The organism is Desulfurivibrio dismutans (assembly GCF_029210385.1).
GTDB classification, from domain to species: Bacteria; Desulfobacterota; Desulfobulbia; order Desulfobulbales; family Desulfurivibrionaceae; genus Desulfurivibrio; species Desulfurivibrio dismutans.
Genome location: NZ_JARGDQ010000002.1, coordinates 26575 through 43501, shown reverse-complemented (window position 1 = coordinate 43501; position 16927 = coordinate 26575). Strand labels below are relative to the sequence as shown.

The following is a 16927-nucleotide window of genomic DNA, read 5'->3' as shown; positions in this document are numbered from 1 at the left end:
TGCGGCACCCGGTAGGTAATGGAACAATGTGGCGAAGCGGCGAAGCCTTGTCAAGCTGCGCTTAAGTTGTTGGTTTAATAGCTCGCGGCCCGAAAGTAAAGAAAAAAATACTTCTCGGGGCACACCTGGGGTCGGGTCAGGGTTGACCATGCAGTTTGACCAGCTTATCCAGTTTGACCAGCCTTACCTGCTCCCTGAGGGCGGCTTCTTTTTCCTGCAGAATCTGCAGGGTTTCCGGATAGGGATGACCGATGCCCACCGCCCAGCCTCGTTCTTCGGCAATGCTTAGCAGACGGTCGATTTGCGCCCGGATTTTTTCCGGTTCCCGATGATGATCAATGAAGACATCCCGGCGCAGGAAGGGCAGGCCCTGGTCGGCGGCAATTTCAGCCCCGACACTGGCCGAGGTGGTCAGACTGTCGAGAAAATAGAGGTCAAAGCGGGGCAGTTGCGCCAGCAGCACCTGCATTCCCCGCCGGTCGGCGGTGAAGCGGGAGCCCATGTGGTTGCTGACCCCGGTGGCCATGGGAATTTCGTTTAACGCGGCGGCAAAACCGGTCACGATTTCCTCGTCGCTCATCCTGGTGGTCAGCAGACCGGTGGCGTGGTTCCACTTGTCGTCCAGGGCTTCCAGGGGAAGGTGCAGCAGAATGGCTCGGTGCTGTTCCCGGGCCCGGGTCAGGATCTCGTGGCGGTGGGGGGCAAAGGGGAGAAAAGAGAAGGTCAGCTCCAGACCGAGTTCCAGCATCTGGCGCTCGATCTCCGGACGGTAACCCATATCGTCAATGATCAGGGCCAGCCGGGGGCGAGGGTCATCGGCCAGCGCCGGCGGCGTTTCGGTCGCCGGCGCTGGGGGTTGTAAAGCTTCCCGGGGTAATGGGCCGCGGGTGGCTGCCGTGGGTGGAGAATCCCCGGGAGTTTTCGCAATGTCTTCCTCCCGGGGGTCCAACAGACTGCTTGGCGTCGGGGACGGTTCGGCGGGAAAATCGCCGGGCTGGGGCTGGTGCAGAAAAACCAGGTATGCCAGCGCCCCGAGGCTGACCAGCAGCAGCAACGCCAGCAACAGAGGCCGCCAGGCCGGCAGCAGCAGGCGCCCTTTTTTGGCCGAGCGACGTCGGTTGGGGGCCTTGGCCGGTGCTTTACGGCGAGTCCCGGCAGCGGGGCGTTTTGCGGTGGTCCCGGTTTTTTTGCGGGGAGCGGGAGGCATGTTATTTGTCCCTCTGCAGCACGTATTGACCCAGGGCGTTCAGCAGGCTGCGCTGGGGGTTGGCGGGAAAGACGGCCAGGGCCTGCTCGCCGGCGGCAATCAGCTCTTCCGCCCGTTGTCGGCAGGCGGCCAGCGCCCCGGTTTGCTCCAGCAGTTCCCTGACGCTGGTGAAATGGGCCGGTCGCTGTTCCGGCGGAGCGGCCAGCACCGCCGCCAGTTCGGCCTGCTGGTCGGCGGTTGCCCGTTGTCGGGCCAGCAGCAGGGGCATGGTCATCTTGCCTTCCTGCAGGTCGTTGCCCACCGCCTTACCGGTGGTGCCAGGTTCGCCCAGGTAATCCAGCAGGTCATCAATGATCTGAAAAGCCAGGCCCAGGTTGCCCCCGTAGGTACGCAGCGCCCGGCGCCGGGCCGGAGTGCCACCGGCAGCGGCGGCGCCGGCTTCGCAGGCGGCGGCGATCAGGGCCGCGGTCTTGCCGTTAAGCACCGCAAAATAGGTTTCCTCCCGCCAGTCCTGGTTGGCGGCCGCCTCCTGCTGGATGAACTCGGAGTCGACCATGGCCTGGGTGGCGGTGCCGATCAATTCCAGGCAGTCGATGCCGCCGGCCCGACCGGCCAGCAGCAGGGCCCGGGCGTGGAGAAAATCGCCGGCCAGAATGGCGCTGCCGCTGTCCCAGCGGGTGTTGACCGTTTCCCAGCCCCGCCGCAGGGAGGCATGGTCGATGACATCGTCATGGAGCAGGCTGGCGGTGTGCAGATATTCAAAAGAAATGGCCAACTGCTGCAATGCTTCGGGGGTGGCAACCGTTGCGGCCGGAGGGGGCTCTGCCGCCGCTGCGCTCTGCACCATTTGGGCGGCCAGCAGGGTCAGCAGGGGGCGGATTCGTTTGCCGCCGGCCAGCAGGGCATGCTCCAGGATGGCCGCCAGTCGGGGGTTGGTCACCAGCGCCAGATCCTGTTGGATAACCTGGTTGATTTCACCGGACGCGGTGGCCAGTTGCTGTTTTAATTCCTCGGGGTTCATGTTTGCTCCCGGCTGAAAAATTTTTTTACCTGCCCAAGTTCCCGGCTCAGGGGGCTGGGCGGCAGGCTTTTCAGAAAAATACGGCCGTAACCTTTGTTGAACAGCCGGACATCAAGGATCGCCAGCACCCCCCGATCATTGGTGGCGCGCATCAGGCGGCCGACCCCCTGGCGCAGGGTCAGCACCGCCCGGGGCACCTGGAAATCGAAAAAGGGGTTGCCGCCCTCGGCTTTGATCTTGTCGACCCGGGCCATAATAACAGGATCGCTGGGAACCTCAAAGGGCAGTTTGTCGATGATCACGCAGCTCAGCGATTCCCCGGGCACATCCACCCCTTCCCAGAAGCTGGCCACCGCCAGCAGCACCGAGCGGGTTTGACGGCGGAACTCCTCCAGCAGCAGCGAACGCGGCGCCTCTCCCTGCACCAGCACCGGGTAGGGCAGACGACAACCGGCCAGCTCTTCGGCGGCCTGGCGCATGGCGCTGATGCTGGTAAAGAGCAGCAGGGCCCGGCCCCGGGAGTGGCCGATGATCTCCCGCATGGCCTGACGGGCCCGAGCTGGATAGGCCGGCTGGTTGGGTTCGGGAAAATCCTGATCCGGCACATAAAGCAGAGTGCGGTTTGCGTAGTCGAAAGGGGTGGCCAGGTCCAGGGCCGGGCAGTCCGCCGGCAGGCCCAGGCGGGCTTTGACATAGCGAAAATCGTTGCCGGTGCGCAGGGTGGCCGAGGTAAAGACCGCCGCCTTGACTTGGCGGTAAAGGTGCTCCTGCAGGTGGCCGGCCACGTCGATGGGAGAGACGGCCAGTTGCACCGTTTTTTCCCGCCGCTCGTACCAGTAGATGGCGGCATCGGCGGCCACCGGGGCCGGGGGTGCCGCCTGGTCGCCGTCGGCCGGGGAGGTGGCCAGCCCGTCGGTGTTGCGGGGCAGCTGGGGCATGGAGGCGTGGCCGGGTGGTTGTTCGGCCGCCGCCTGCCCGACCGGGGGCGGGTTGGTGATGGTTTTGAAGGTGGCCAGCAGGTCCTGGCAGCGCCGCAGCACCGGGCCCCAGATCTCCTCCTTGCGGGCCAGTTCTTCCAGCGGTCGGATAACGGCGGTAAAGGCAGTGGTCAGCGACTGGCAAAGCTCTGGCCAGATGGGCTCGGCGGCGATCAACTCCCGCAGTGGGAAGCGGCCCCGGCGGGAGGGGAAAAAATCGAGAAAGGCGCCGGCCTCGGCGGCCAGGGCCCGGGCGGTTTGCACCACCCCGGCCCGGTCCCGCTCCCGCAGCCGGGCCTCGGCCATGGCTTCCAGATCGCGCACCAGATCGATGATCTGGTAATGACTTAAAGACAGCCCGAAATGGCGGGTGGCGATGTTCTCCAGGTGATGGGCTTCGTCAAAGATCACCGCCTCGTAGCGGGGCAGCACCTCGGCATGACCGAAACGGCGCACCGCCAAATCGGAGAAGAACAGATGGTGATTGACGATCAGCAACTGGGCCCGGGCCGCCCGCTGGCGCAGTCGGGTGATGAAGCAGTCGGCTCCGTGGGGGCACGATGAACCCAGGCAGTGGCCGGCGGCGGCACTGATGCCGGCCCACAACGGTGAGTCGTCGGCCAGGCCGCGCAGTTCGCCCCGGTCGCCGGTGTGGGTTTCGTTGAGCCAGGCCGCGATGGTCTCCAGGTTTTGCTCGCCGTGGTCGGCGGCGCTTCCCTTGAACAGCCGACCCTGGGGGTTGACCTGCAACTGGTGCCAACGGTACAGGCAAAGGTAATTCTGCCGCCCTTTAACGCAAAGCGCTTTGAGCCCCGGTGCCAGATGCCGGCGGATAAAGGGAATCTCTTTGGCCAGGATCTGTTCCTGGAGATTGATGGTGTTGGTGGAGACCACCACCTTGCGGCCGGAAAGTACGGCGGGAATCAAGTAGGCCAGGGTCTTGCCGGTGCCGGTGCCGGCTTCGGCCAGCAGCAGGCGTTGTGAGTGGTCACGGGGGGGCGTCGCTGCATGTGGGTCGTCGTAGTTCCGGCCGTCCTGTTCAAGATAAGGATCGACTCCTTTATTTTGCTGGTCTGCCAGGGTGGCGGCCACCGCCCGGGCCATGGCCAGTTGTCCCTCCCGCGCCTCAAAACCCGGCAGTTGGTGGGCCAGCAGGCCGTCGGCGGCGAAAATTTCCTCCATGGCCAAGGCGGCGGAGCATAGCGCTTGACAATCTTCCGGAGCCGCTGGTAGCCTGTCTTCAGGTTCGCCGGTGGCGGCCTTGGCCTTGGCATGGTTTCGGTTAATCATGGTGAGTTTATCATCTTTCCGGGGAGGGTCGGTAATGGACGATGTCCGTAAAATTCTGGTGCCGGTGGATTTTTCCGCCAACTCGTGCAAAATTATGGCCCTGGCCGCCTCGCTGGCCCAGCGTTTCAAGGCGGAGCTGGCGGTGGTTTTCGTGGTGCAGAGCTTCGATGATTATTCCGGCTTTTTCGTGCCCCGCGAGCCCATCGCCCAGTTTGAGGAGGAGATGATCCGCAACGCCGAAGAGAAGATGCAGAGCTTTATCCAGGAATGCCTGGCGCCCGATGCGCAGGTGCAGACCCGGGTGCTCACCGGCGATGTGGCCGACAGCATTGTCGAGCATGCCACCCGGACCGGGGTGGATCTGATCGTCATCGGCACCCATGGTTACCGCGGCCTGGAACGGGTGCTGTTTGGCAGCGTGGCGGAAAAGGTGATCAAGCGGGCCGATTGTCCGGTGATCAGCATCAATCCCTATCGCTCATAACCGCCCCCTCGTGGGCGTGGTTATGAGCGCCGTCACCCCGTTTTTAACGGGCACGATACAGGGCCAGCAAGCCATGGGCCGGTCCGGTCGTTTTTGCCTCCGGGGCCTCGGCCTCCCGGCTGAAATCGCTGATTAACCGAGGCAGCGGGATCCCAGGGAGAAGCTGAAGCTCTAATGCCTGGCTCCCCGGCGGGTGGTTTTGCTCGTGCTCCGCCACCTGCCGGTTCCACTCCGCCGCCGCCGCGGCCGCCTGCTCTCCGCCGCCCTCATTTGCAGCCTGCTGTAAAGCGCTGATCAGCCCTTGTCCGGCTTCCAGCCCCGGCCATTGTTTTGCGGTGGCCGTGGCTGCCTCCGGCCCGGTGGTCAGGCGCGGCAGTTGCAGAGTGGCCAAAGGCTGTGGCGGGCAGCCCATTTTTTCGGCATGTTCAGTTAACAGGCTCCAGGCGTCGGCGTCGGCGCTGAGCAGCAGTTCCGGGTAGACACCACTGCGGAGAAAAAGCCGGCTCCAGGCCCGCAGCAATCGCCTTGCTTGGCGCCAGGGGCGTACAGGCCCAGATGGTTCCTCGATCTGGGCCGGGCTCTGGCTGGCCGCTGCCTCTTCCTCGTTGCCGTTCAGCCGCCGAAAGAGGGCGGCCCGCCTGGCCTCGAAAGCCTGCAGTTCGGTCTCTATTTCCAGCTCCCCCCGTTCCAGGTTCTCCGCCAGTTTGAGCAGCAGCAGGGCCTGCCATAGTTCTTCCCGCTGCCGGTCGGCGTGGTGGTCTCTGGTCTGGCCCAGCAGCGGCCCGATCAGTTCCGGGGCGGTTTCTTCCCGACGGGCGCTGAATTCGGCCGCCAACCCCTGGGCGAACAGCAGGGCGTCTTCCCCCCGGCGGCCTTCCAGTTCCCGCAGCAGGTTCTGCAGCCGCCGGCCGTCTTCGCCGGGGTCGAAGGAAGTAACCATTGCCAGGCGCCCGGCGGCGACCAGCTCGGACCAGGGAGCGGGCGGCTGATCGCCCGGCCAGCAGCGGAGGCAGTGGATGGAAAAAGGCAGCGCCGCCAGGCCGTTGACGGTGGCGGTGGGGGGCAGAGTGTCGGGAAAATAAAGAGCGAAAACAGGGTTCATATGTTAAGTTCGCAGCCAGTAAGTTGTTATAGGGTTAATCTTTTTTGAAATAAAAACATGTCCTTACGTCCGACGATCATTATCACCATCCTTGCGGTCCTCTATCTGCTGGCCTCGGTGCGCTATTTTCCGGGGCAGCCCCTGGACACCCTGCTGGCCACCCTGGGGCACATGCTGCAGTCGCTGCCTTTGCTGGCCGCCTTAACCTACCTGGTGGTGCTGGTGGTGCGCAAGGTGGCGGGGCAGATTCCATCTCGCTTCGGGATTGCCCGGATCTTTTTGCTCATCGCCCTGGGTTATGAATTTATCTTTGCCCTGCACCACTACGCCACGGTTGTCTGAGGGGCTTACCTGATCATGGTTTTGGGCCGATGATAACCGGCCGGGGCGGTGGTGTTGGGCATGACGACGCTGCCCCGCCCCAACAGGGTGCCGGGGTTGGTTACCGCGTTACATCCGGTTTGGCAGCCGGCCCCCAAAATGGCGCCGAATTTTTTCAGGCCGCTGGCGATCCGGCCGCCGGGGTAGCGAATCTGGACCTCGCCGGCGGCAAACCGCAGGTTAGCCAGTTTGGTGCCCGCTCCCAGGTTGACCCCGGGCCCCAGAATACTGTCGCCCAGGTAGGCAAAGTGTCCGGCTTTGGCGTCATCGCAGAAAATCGAATGTTTGACCTCGGTGACATGCCCCACCACGCAGCGGCGGCCGATCAGACAATAGCCGCGCAGGTAGGCGCCCTGGCGGATCTCGCAGTGGTCTCCGACCACCAGCGGTTCTTTCAGGAAAGCCCCGGATTCCACCAGCACCCCCCGGCCCAGATCGAAACGTCGCCCCATGATGATCGTGCCCGCCATCAGGACACTGGCTCCGGCCAGCAGTTCACCGCCCCGGCGGACCTGAAGCCCCCCTTTGTCGGCGCTGCCGTAGATGATCTCGCACTCCTCGCCGGGGATCACCGTGACCGGGGCGGGGACCGCGCCGTTGTCCTGGTGGGGTTGATAGATTACCATGGTATGCGGCAGGGGACCGTCGGCGGCGCCCAGCTTATGGGTCCAGGCGGGATAATCGCGCTGCTCCAGCAGGCCCTTGAGCCCCCGCAGGCCTTCCCAGACCGGCGCGGCGGCCGGGAACAGCTCGGGGGCCGGCGGGGCCTGGTCGGCAAAGAAGGCGACGGCGGATAAAATCTCGGGAGTTTGGGGGGCGGCGGGGAGGGACATGGTTTCCTCTTTCAGAGAATCAAGTAAAAAACGACGATGCATAATGGTAGGTGCTCATGCTTTTTGCAAGCAATTTAAGGGCGTCCCGATGACCGCCGCCGGGGAGATAATCTCTTTTCATCCGGAAATTGAAGGGGACCGGTTTATCTGGGACCGTTCCGTCTGGGAGCCGGAGTTGCCGGAGTTGCTGCGGCGCAGCCGGGCGGTGATTCTGCCCCAGACGGTGGGGCGGGAGTTGTATTTTTTGTGTCGCCACTGTGCCCCGGCGGTCTTTCCCAATTACGACTGCCGGTTCCGCTGGGAAGGCAAGACCGGCGACACCCTGCTGTTCTGGCAGCATCACGTGCCTCACCCCCGGACCCAGATTTTTCCCCGGGTGGAGACCATGGTGGGGGAGCATCCCGAAATGGGCCTCAAGGTGGAACGGCCCACTTTTCCCCTGGTGCTCAAGGCCCGCTTTGGCGGTGAGGGCGGCAGCACCTGGCTGGTGGCTGACGATGCGCAGCTGCAGCATTTGCTGACCGGCCTGGAGAGGCGGGAGTGGCAAGGCGAACGGGGTTTTGTGGTGCAGGAATACATCCCCGGCACCGGCCGGGATCTGCGGGTGACGGTGATCGGCGAGCAACTGTTCAGTTACTGGCGGGTCAACCCCAACGCCTTTCATCATAACCTGGCTCGCAACGGGGTGATCGACCGCCAGGCCGACCCCGAGCTGCAGCGCCGGGGTCGGTCCATGGTGCGGGATTTCTGCCGGCAGACTGGCATCAACCTGGCCGGCTTCGACCTGATTTTTCCGTCCGGCGGGCAGGAGCCGCTTTTTTTGGAAATTAATTATACCTTTGGCCGCAGCGGCCTGGGCGGCGGCGAGGGCTATCGCGCCCGCCTGCAGGAGGCGGTTGCTCACTGGCTGGCCAAAGTGTAGGCTGCTGGTCTATCCAACCGCGCCCCGGATTGCGGTAAGCGGGACAGGTGCGTTTCCCCTTGACTTGCCGGGCGGGGATGCTTAGTTTCCTCTATCGCCCAGGCCGTGAAGGGCCTGCTGCAATTGCCCATTTTCTATCCCGATAAGGAGGATATTTCGTGCATATGGAAGACAGTATCGACCCCGAATTCGAAGGTGCTGCCGAGGTCAACGAACGGGATATTCCCGCTCAGCTGCCGGTGATGGCGGTGCGCGATGTGGTGGTGTTCAATTACATGATTCTGCCGCTTTTTGTTGGCCGGCCTTCTTCGGTGGGGGCGGTCAACGAGGCCATGAGCCGTGACAAGCTGATCGTGCTGGTGGCCCAGAAAGATGCCGGGGTGGATGAGCCCGGCATCAAGGAGATCTATCACACCGGCATGGTCTGTATGGTGATGCGCACCCTGAAACTGCCCGACGGCCGGCTCAAGGTGCTGGTGCAGGCGGTGAACAAGGCCCGGATTACCAATTTTGCTCAGGAAAAGCCCTATTTGCTGGCCGATATTGAACTCCTGCACGACGATGACGTCGAGGAAATTGGGGTGGAAATCGAGGCCATGATGCGCAACGTCCGGGAGCAGACGGAAAAAATCCTGGCGCTCAAGGGCATCATGTCTTCGGATCTGATGGTGGTGCTCAATAACGTCGAGGAGCCGGGCCGGCTGGCCGACCTGGTGGTGTCCAACCTGCAGCTCAAGGTGTCCGACTCCCAGTCGGTGCTGGAATTGCTGGACCCGGTGGCCAGGTTGCGCAAGGTGGCCGAATTTTTGCAGAAAGAGCTGGAGGTTTCCACCGTCCAGGCCCGGATTCAGTCCGAGGCCAAGGAAGAGATGGGGCGCAGCCAGCGAGAGTACTTCCTGCGGGAGCAGCTCCAGGCCCTTAAAAAAGAGTTGGGTGATGTCGACGAGCGATCCCAGGAGCTGGAAGAACTGCGGGATAAATTCAACAAGGGCAGTTTCCCCAAGGATGTAAAAAAAGAAGGCCTCAAGCAGCTCAAGCGCCTGGAGATGATGCACCCCGACGCTTCCGAGGCCTCCATCATCCGCACCTATATCGACTGGCTGCAGGATGTGCCCTGGCGCAAGTCCAGCAAAGACCGGCTGGACCTGAAAGTGGCCCGGGAAGTTCTGGACGCCGACCATTACGGGCTGGAAAAGGTCAAGGAACGGATCCTCGAGTACCTGGCGGTGCGCAAGCTCAACAAGTCCAGCAAGGGGCCGATTCTCTGCTTTGTCGGCCCGCCCGGGGTGGGTAAGACTTCGCTGGGGCAGTCCATTGCCCGCGCCCTGGGGCGCAAGTTTCACCGCCTGTCGCTGGGCGGTATGCGGGATGAAGCCGAAATCCGGGGCCATCGCCGGACCTACATCGGAGCCATGCCGGGCCGCATCATCCAGGGTCTGAAGACGGTGGAGAGCAACAACCCGGTGTTCATGATGGATGAGATCGACAAGGTGGGCACCGACTACCGGGGCGATCCCTCCTCGGCTCTGCTGGAGGTGTTGGATCCGGCCCAGAACACCGATTTTTCCGACCACTACCTCAACCTGCCCTTTGATCTGTCCCGGGTGATGTTCATCACCACCGCCAACATGACCGACACCATCCCGGCGGCCCTGCTGGATCGCATGGAGGTCATCCGCCTGGCGGGCTACACCCATGAAGAAAAGGTGGAAATCGCCAAACGCTACCTGATTCCCCGGCAGATCAAGGAAAACGGTTTAAAGCCGAACCAGATCAAGTTTGCCGAGGCGGCAATTTCAAGGCTGATTACCCACTATACCCGGGAGGCGGGGCTGCGAAATCTGGAGCGGGAAATCGGGGCGTTGTGCCGCAAAGTGGCCCGCAAGATCGCCGAGGGTGGCAAGGGACCGTATTCCATCAGCAGCCGGACCCTGCACGGTTACCTGGGGCCGGCCCGTTACCTGCCCGAGGCGGAAAGCGAAATGATCGACCGGCCCGGGATCGCCACCGGCCTGGCCTGGACCGAGGTGGGCGGCGAGATCCTTTACGTCGAGGTGTCGCTGATGAAGGGTCGGGGCAACCTGACCCTCACCGGTCAGCTGGGCGAGGTGATGAAGGAGTCGGCCCAGGCCGCCCTGAGCTACTGCCGCACCCGGCGCAAGGAGCTCAAGCTGGAAGAGAACTATTTTGATGACCTGGATATCCATATCCATGTCCCGGCCGGCGCCATCCCCAAAGACGGCCCCTCGGCCGGAGTCACCATGGCCACCGCCCTTTACTCGGCCCTGGCCGGCAAGAAAGTCCGCCCCGACGTGGCCATGACCGGGGAAATTACTCTGCGGGGCCGGGTGTTGCCCATCGGCGGTCTGAAAGAAAAGGCCCTGGCGGCCCTGCGGGCGGAGATCACCACGGTGGTGATCCCCCAGCACAACAAGAAAGACCTGGAGGAGATCCCCAAGGATCTGCGAGACAAGATCACCTTTGTGCCGGTGAAGAACATGGAGCAGATCCTTAAAATGATCTTTAGCTAATCATGGAACTGGATCGGTGGCTGTCCGGGCCCCGGAACTTCCGCCGCCGCCCGGCCTTATGGCTGGGGCTGCTGGCGGGGTTGACGGCCCTGCTGTGGTTCTGGGCTTATGCCATGGGGACCGGTCCGGCCAGGAGTGAAACCCTGGTTTATATCGTACCGGGCTCACCCTTTTCGGTCATCGAAAGGACCCTGGTGGAGGCGGAAGTACTGCGCCCCGATCGGCGCTTTCGTTGGCTGGCTGCTTTTGGCGGTTATCGCGGGCAACTGAAGGCCGGGGAATATGCGGTGGCGGCCGGCGCCAGCCCGCGGCAAATTCTGCAACTGCTTGCTTCCGGCCGTACCGTCCGCCGCCAGGTCACCATTCCCGAAGGAGCCAACCTGTACCAGGTGGCCCGGCTACTTGGCGCACAGCAACTGCTGGCCGAGGAGAGTTTTGTCGCCTTTGCCGCCGCGCCGGCAACCCCGGCGCTTTTTGCGGTGGACTCGCCCACCTTGGAAGGCTGGCTCTTTCCCGATACCTATTTTTTTACCCGTGGGCAAAGCAAGGAAGAGATCACCGCCGTCATGGTTCGCCGGGCCCGGGCGGTGCTGGATGAACTGCTGGCGGAGATGGGCAACGACGTCGGCCTGAACCGCCGGGAGATCATGACCCTGGCCTCCATCGTCGAAAAGGAAACCGGCCGGGCCGAGGAGCGGGCGAAAATCGCCGGGGTCTTTTTCAATCGCCTGGAAAAGGGCATGCGCCTGCAGACCGACCCCACGGTGATCTACGGGCTGCAAAGTTTCGACCGCCGCCTCACCCGCCAGGATCTGCGCACCCCCACGCCTTACAACACCTACACCATCCATGGCCTGCCCCCCGGGCCCATCGCCAACCCCGGCCGCGAGGCCATTGCCGCCGTGCTCAACCCGGAAGACACCGATTACCTCTACTTCGTCTCCCGCAACGACGGCTCCCACCATTTTTCCACCAACCTCCGCGAGCACAACCGGGCGGTAAATTTATACCAGCGATAATCTACTCCTTTAAAAATTCGATGTTGGTATCCGCCGACAGCATCAGGGGGTCGACTTCGATGATGATCTCAGCCTGATACTCCTTTTCCAGTTCCAGCAGATCTTCCCGTTTCTTGTTGAAGATGTACTGGGCCACTTCCAGCGGCAGGCGGCACTTTACTTTGCTGGCCTTGCGCTGGTGCAGCCCGGTCTGAATCTGGCGCAGGTAGCTCAGCACCATGTTTTCCACCGAGCGGATCATGCCCCGACCCTCGCAGTGGGGGCAGGTCTTGTAGCTGGTGGTCTGGATGGGGGCGGCCATCTTCTGCCTTGAGATCTGCATCAGGCCGAATTTGGAGATCCGGGAGAAATCCACCTTGGCCTTGTCCTTTTTCATGCACTCCCGCACCTTTTTCTCCACCTCCCGAGTATGGGCGGCGGAGCGCATATCGATGAAATCCACCACGATCAGTCCGCCCAGGTCTCGCATCTTGAGCTGGCGGGCCAGCTCCTCGGCGGCCTCCATGTTGGCGATGAAGATGCTCTCTTCGAAATCCCGGTCTTTGGAGGCGGTGCGGCCTGAGTTGACATCGATGGCCACCAGGGCCTCGGTGGGATTGATGACGATGCTTCCTCCGGAGGGCAGGGAAACGGTGGGCTGGAACATCTGCTCGACCTGCTTTTCCACGTGGTACTGATGGAAGATCGGCTGGCTGCCCTGGTGCAGCTTGACGGTGGTCTTCTTGCGTTGGGTCGCCGGCAGCAACTGCAGGAAATCCTTCACCTGTTCGGCGGCCTCCTCGTTGTCCACCAGAATCTCCTTGATGTCGGTGGTGTAATGATCGCGCAGGAAACGGGCGATGATGTTCTGTTCCTTGTAAAGCAGGGCCGGAGCCGGAACGCTCTGGCCTTTATTCTTGATCTCGGTCCAGAGGTTGAGCAAAAAGCGCAGATCCTGGGTGAGGGCGGTCTTGGTGATCTCCTGGCTGGCGGTGCGGATAATATAGCCGATCCCTTCGGGGATGTTCAGCCCCTCTACCATCTCGCGCAGTTTGCGGCGCTGCTCCTCATCGTCGATCTTGCGGGAAATGCCGGCGGAATCACTGCCCGGCATCAGCACCAGGCAGCGGCCGGGCAGGGAGAGATAAGTGGTCAGGCTGGGGCCCTTGTTGCCGGTGGCATCCTTGACCACCTCCACCAGCACCTCCCGGCCTTTTTTGACCATGTCCTGGATTTTAAGACTTTTCCAGTTGGTGTCCGGGTCCACCTCCTTTTCATAGTATTCGGGGTGGATCTCGCTGAAGGACAAAAAGCCGTTTTTGGGCAGGCCGATATCGACAAAGGCCGCCTGCAGGTTGGCCTCCACCGAAGTAATCCGGCCCTTGTAGATATTGCCCTTGCACTGAGCGCCGCTGGTGGATTCGATGTAAAAGCCTTCCACTTTACCGTTTTCGACCAGGGCCAGGCGGCACTCCTCAGGCTCGTCGGTGTTGATCAGCAGCTTGTAACTGGCCCCGGCCCCGGCTTTGGGGGTGGACTTAACCCCGGTGGCGCCTTCGGATTTCTCTTTGGTCTTACCTTTGGCCGGTGGTTGGCGGCGGCTTTTGCCGCTGGCTGTGTCGGCGGTATTGGCCGTGTCTTCGGTTTTTGGTTTGGCCTGGCTTTTAGCCGGACTTTTTCTCCGGGGCTTGGCCGCGGTGGAATCCGGGTCGGTCTTAGCTGGAACCTTGTCAGCGGTGGCTTTAGCCTTGGCTTTGGCCGGGCTGCGTCCTTTGCTCCGGCCGCCGGCGGTTTTAGCCGAAGCGTTGCCGGTGGCCGATGTTTTTTGGGCTTCAGCCGGGGCTGGTTTGCCATCCAGCTCCGGAGCTTCATCGTTGGCCGCCTTGGCGGCCCGCTCCTTGGCCCGGGCCCGTTGCTCACGGCGGCGGGCGGAAGGGCTTTTGGCAGGTTTTTTGCCACCGGTTGACGTTTCGCCGTTGCCGTTGGCCTCGACTTGCGCTTCCGGTTGCTGATGGTCGGTCACTATTGCGGCCGCTGGCTTATTTTGCTTTTCCGGCATATTACCGTTTTCCTCTGGCTGGGATTCGTTGGGGTTGGTGTCTTTCTTGCGGCCCAGCCATTGGCTGACCCGGTCCAGTACGGAACGTGTTCGTTCGTCGCTCATGGTTTAATCCTGTGGATGCTCCTGCCCACGGGGCAGGACAATGTAATATTTCTGGTCGCGATGATGGGAGGTGCCGACATGGCCGGCTGCGGTCAGTTGCGCCGTGGCCTGGTCAACCCGTTCCCGTTCCATTCCAAGAGCGGTGCTGATGTCGGCGGCGGTGCAGGGTCGGCGCCGCAGCAGGTGCAGCACCTCCTCTTCGTCTTCGCGACGGCCTCGTTTGCTGGCCAAAACATCTCTTACCAGGGGGGGGGCATCGGCGGCGCGGTCGGTGAGAATATCGACCGTCACCGGCAGCGCCGCCGCCGCCGCCCGTAATTCTTCGGCCCGCAGGGGTCTGGCGAAACTTTCCAGTGGCGGGCGGGCCACGGTGTTAAGCTGCACCCGTTCCGGCTTGATCCTTGCCACCGCCGCCGCCAGGGCCGCCAGGTCGGCCGGCGTGTCGTTGATCCCCTTGGCCAGCAGGATCTCCAGCCAGTAATGGCCGGTAAACTCTCGCCGGAAAGCGACCAGACCGTCGATGATCTCGCTTAAGCGGCACTGCCGGTCCGGTCGGTTGATGCGGCGAAAACTCTCATCCCGAGCCGCGTCCAGCGAGGGAATGATAATGTCGGCCTGGGCCAGTTCCCGGCGCACCTGGGGGTCATGGAGCAGGGAGCCGTTGCTGAGCACCGCCACCGGCTTGGCGATCTTTTTTTTGCAGTGGGCGATGATTTCTCCCAGGCCGAGGTGCAGGGTGGGCTCGCCGGAGGCGGTGATGGTCAGGACGTCCAGACGTGCCACCGCCGCCTCATCGGCCCGGAATGCCTCGATTTCGGCGATAATGGCGGCGGTGTCGGCATACTCCCCCCGTTCGTTGGTGAACTCGGTGGTGGGGCCCACCTCGCAATAAATACAGTTGAAATTGCAGATTTTGGGGGGCAGCAGGTCGATGCCCAAAGAGATCCCGAGGCGGCGGGAGTTGACCGGGCCGAAGATGAAGTTCATATGGTTAGTATTCAGGTAAGGTCTTCTTTTTCAATGAGATAGTTTGGGTCAGCTTACCGCTAAGGTCGGCAATTGGCAAGCCATTTTACGGAGACAAACGGCGGGGCAGGGTTAAAGTCATCGGTCTTGGCCCCTGTTCAGACCCCACGCGATTTTGACCCTGCCCGGCTGGGTTAAGGTTTAACGCTTGACAGTAGCCCGACCCTTGCGTAGGTTATGGATTTTGCAAAAATGCTCCCCGGTGTGCCGTCCTGAGGTTTTTGTTCCCTGGTTCACCGGTATTTTCCATCCCTTAACTCTACTCTGATAAGGAAACCACAGCCATGCGAAGCGACGCCCTGCGCAAAGGACTGGAACGCGCCCCCCATCGTTCCCTGCTTAAGGCCATGGGGTACAGCGATGAGGAGATCCGTCGCCCCCTGGTGGGGATCGCCCATGCCCACAACGAGATTATCCCCGGCCACGTGCACCTGGACAAGATCGTCGAGGCGGTCAAAACCGGGGTGCGGATGGCCGGCGGCACTCCCATCTCCTTTGCCACCATCGGGGTTTGTGACGGCCTGGCGATGAACCACACCGGCATGAAATACTCCCTGGCCAGCCGCGAAATCATCGCCGATTCGGTGGAGATCATGGCCATGGCCCACCCCTTCGACGCCCTGGTAACGGTGCCCAACTGCGACAAGGTCACCCCCGGCATGCTGATGGCCATGTTGCGGGTCAATATCCCGGCGCTGATGGTCAGCGGCGGGCCCATGCTCACCGGTCGCTTTCGCGGCCAGGATGTCCACCTGGTCAGCGTTTTTGAAGGGGTGGGCAAGGTTCGGGCCGATACCATGACCATGGAGGAGCTCAACGAACTGGAAGACAAGGCCTGTCCCGGTTGTGGTTCCTGTGCCGGCATGTTCACCGCCAACTCCATGAACTGCCTGGCTGAAGCCATTGGCTTGGCGTTGCCCGGCAACGGCACCATCCCGGCGGTGGCCGCCGCCCGCATCCGCCTGGCCAAGCAGGCGGGGATGTCGGTGATGGACTTGCTCAAGGAAAATATCTGCCCGCGGGACATCGCTTCCGCCGAGGCCTTTGAGAATGCCATGGCGGTGGACATGGCCCTGGGCTGCTCCACCAACACCGTCCTCCATGTGCCGGCCATCGCCCATGAGGCCGAGGTGGAGCTGCCGTTGAGCCATTTCAACGAGGTCAGCGCCCGCACCCCGCACCTGTGCAGCCTGATCCCCGGCGGCCCCCACAGCCTGCAGCAGCTGGATGAGGCCGGCGGGGTCCCGGCGGTGCTGCATGAGTTGGTCAAGGGCGGGGTGGATATCAACCTGGAGGTGATGACCGCCACCGGCAAAACCCTGCGGGAGAACCTGGAAAAAGTAAAAACTTACGATGCCGAGGTGATCCGGCCGGTGAGCAACCCCTACCATAAGGTGGGCGGCATCGGGGTGCTCTACGGCAACCTGGCGCCGGACGGGGCGGTGGTCAAACAGTCGGCGGTGGCCGACGAGATGCTGGTTCATCGCGGCCCGGCCCGGGTTTTCGACGGCGAAACCGACGCCCACAGCGCCATTCTGGACGGCGAGATCAACCCCGGCGACGTGGTGGTCATTCGCTACTGCGGCCCCAAAGGGGGGCCCGGGATGCCGGAGATGCTTTCACCCACCGCCGCCATCATCGGCATGGGCCTGGGCAAAAGCGTGGCCCTGATCACCGACGGCCGTTTTTCCGGCGGCACCCAGGGCGCCTGCATCGGCCATGTCTCGCCGGAGGCCGCCGTGGGCGGTCCCATTGCCCTGGTGCGGGAGGGGGATGAAATCAGCATCGATATTCCCCGGCATCGTATGAAACTGGAAGTGGCCGAAGAGGAGCTGGACCAGCGGCGGGCCGCCTGGACGGCGCCGGCGCCCAAGCTCACCACCGGTTATGCCGCCCGTTACGCCGCCATGGTCAGCTCCGGCTGCACCGGCGCCATCATGTGTACCCTGGGCGGTGGCGGTAAAACGGCACCGGGGGCCTAAGGCCCGGGG

General features: G+C 62.8%; 13 protein-coding genes. 6 read left to right on the top strand and 7 right to left on the bottom strand.

The window, feature by feature from the left end:
- Positions 1–136: 136 nt before the first annotated feature.
- The 3 genes from P0N66_RS02240 to yoaA are packed head-to-tail and all read right to left on the bottom strand — an operon-like array spanning position 137 to position 4495.
- Positions 137–1207 (bottom strand): divergent polysaccharide deacetylase family protein, encoded by a 1071-nt coding sequence (locus tag P0N66_RS02240; RefSeq protein ID WP_275802348.1) that lies wholly within the window; start codon positions 1205–1207, stop codon positions 137–139.
- Between the two features lies 1 nt (position 1208).
- The gene (locus P0N66_RS02235; protein ID WP_275802346.1) at positions 1209–2228 is read right to left on the bottom strand and encodes a polyprenyl synthetase family protein; all 1020 of its coding nucleotides are present in this window, start codon (positions 2226–2228) and stop codon (positions 1209–1211) included.
- Positions 2225–4495 carry a DNA repair helicase YoaA gene (yoaA, locus tag P0N66_RS02230; protein WP_275802345.1) on the bottom strand — a complete coding sequence of 757 codons (2271 nt, stop codon included), beginning with the start codon at positions 4493–4495 and terminating at the stop codon, positions 2225–2227. The genes P0N66_RS02235 and yoaA overlap by 4 nt, the downstream gene beginning before the upstream one ends.
- A 34-nt stretch (positions 4496–4529) precedes the next feature.
- Between yoaA and P0N66_RS02225 the strand changes: the two genes are divergently transcribed.
- A complete protein-coding gene (locus P0N66_RS02225; protein WP_275802343.1) occupies positions 4530–4979 on the top strand; it encodes a universal stress protein in 450 nt (149 codons plus the stop codon).
- Between the two features lie 43 nt (positions 4980–5022).
- On the opposite strand, the gene P0N66_RS02220 is transcribed toward P0N66_RS02225, so the two are convergent.
- A complete protein-coding gene (locus P0N66_RS02220; RefSeq protein WP_275802341.1) occupies positions 5023–6081 on the bottom strand; it encodes a hypothetical protein in 1059 nt (352 codons plus the stop codon).
- A gap of 57 nt (positions 6082–6138) precedes the next feature.
- Here P0N66_RS02220 and P0N66_RS02215 point away from each other — a divergent pair, with 57 nt between their 5' ends.
- A complete protein-coding gene (locus P0N66_RS02215; protein WP_275802340.1) occupies positions 6139–6423 on the top strand; it encodes an inner-membrane translocator in 285 nt (94 codons plus the stop codon).
- Positions 6424–6428: 5 nt separating this feature from the next.
- Here P0N66_RS02215 and P0N66_RS02210 read toward each other — a convergent pair whose 3' ends face one another.
- The gene (locus tag P0N66_RS02210) at positions 6429–7337 is read right to left on the bottom strand and encodes an LbetaH domain-containing protein (protein WP_275802338.1); all 909 of its coding nucleotides are present in this window, start codon (positions 7335–7337) and stop codon (positions 6429–6431) included.
- Positions 7338–7383: 46 nt separating this feature from the next.
- Here P0N66_RS02210 and P0N66_RS02205 point away from each other — a divergent pair, with 46 nt between their 5' ends.
- The 3 genes from P0N66_RS02205 (at position 7384) to mltG (ending at position 11767) form a co-directional block, all read left to right on the top strand.
- The gene (locus P0N66_RS02205; RefSeq protein WP_275802336.1) at positions 7384–8217 is read left to right on the top strand and encodes an ATP-grasp domain-containing protein; all 834 of its coding nucleotides are present in this window, start codon (positions 7384–7386) and stop codon (positions 8215–8217) included.
- Between the two features lie 164 nt (positions 8218–8381).
- Positions 8382–10748 (top strand): endopeptidase La, encoded by a 2367-nt coding sequence (gene lon / locus P0N66_RS02200; protein ID WP_275802631.1) that lies wholly within the window; start codon positions 8382–8384, stop codon positions 10746–10748.
- Between the two features lie 2 nt (positions 10749–10750).
- The gene (gene mltG / locus P0N66_RS02195) at positions 10751–11767 is read left to right on the top strand and encodes an endolytic transglycosylase MltG (protein WP_275802335.1); all 1017 of its coding nucleotides are present in this window, start codon (positions 10751–10753) and stop codon (positions 11765–11767) included.
- A 1-nt stretch (position 11768) separates the two neighbouring features.
- Here mltG and P0N66_RS02190 read toward each other — a convergent pair whose 3' ends face one another.
- A complete protein-coding gene (locus tag P0N66_RS02190) occupies positions 11769–13910 on the bottom strand; it encodes an Rne/Rng family ribonuclease (protein ID WP_275802333.1) in 2142 nt (713 codons plus the stop codon).
- A 3-nt stretch (positions 13911–13913) separates the two neighbouring features.
- Positions 13914–14897, bottom strand: coding sequence for a radical SAM protein (locus P0N66_RS02185; protein ID WP_275802331.1), 984 nt, complete (start codon positions 14895–14897; stop codon positions 13914–13916).
- Positions 14898–15220: 323 nt separating this feature from the next.
- Between P0N66_RS02185 and ilvD the strand changes: the two genes are divergently transcribed.
- Entirely contained in the window at positions 15221–16918 is a 1698-nt protein-coding gene (gene ilvD / locus P0N66_RS02180; protein ID WP_275802329.1) for a dihydroxy-acid dehydratase, read from the top strand.
- Positions 16919–16927 lie beyond the last annotated feature (9 nt).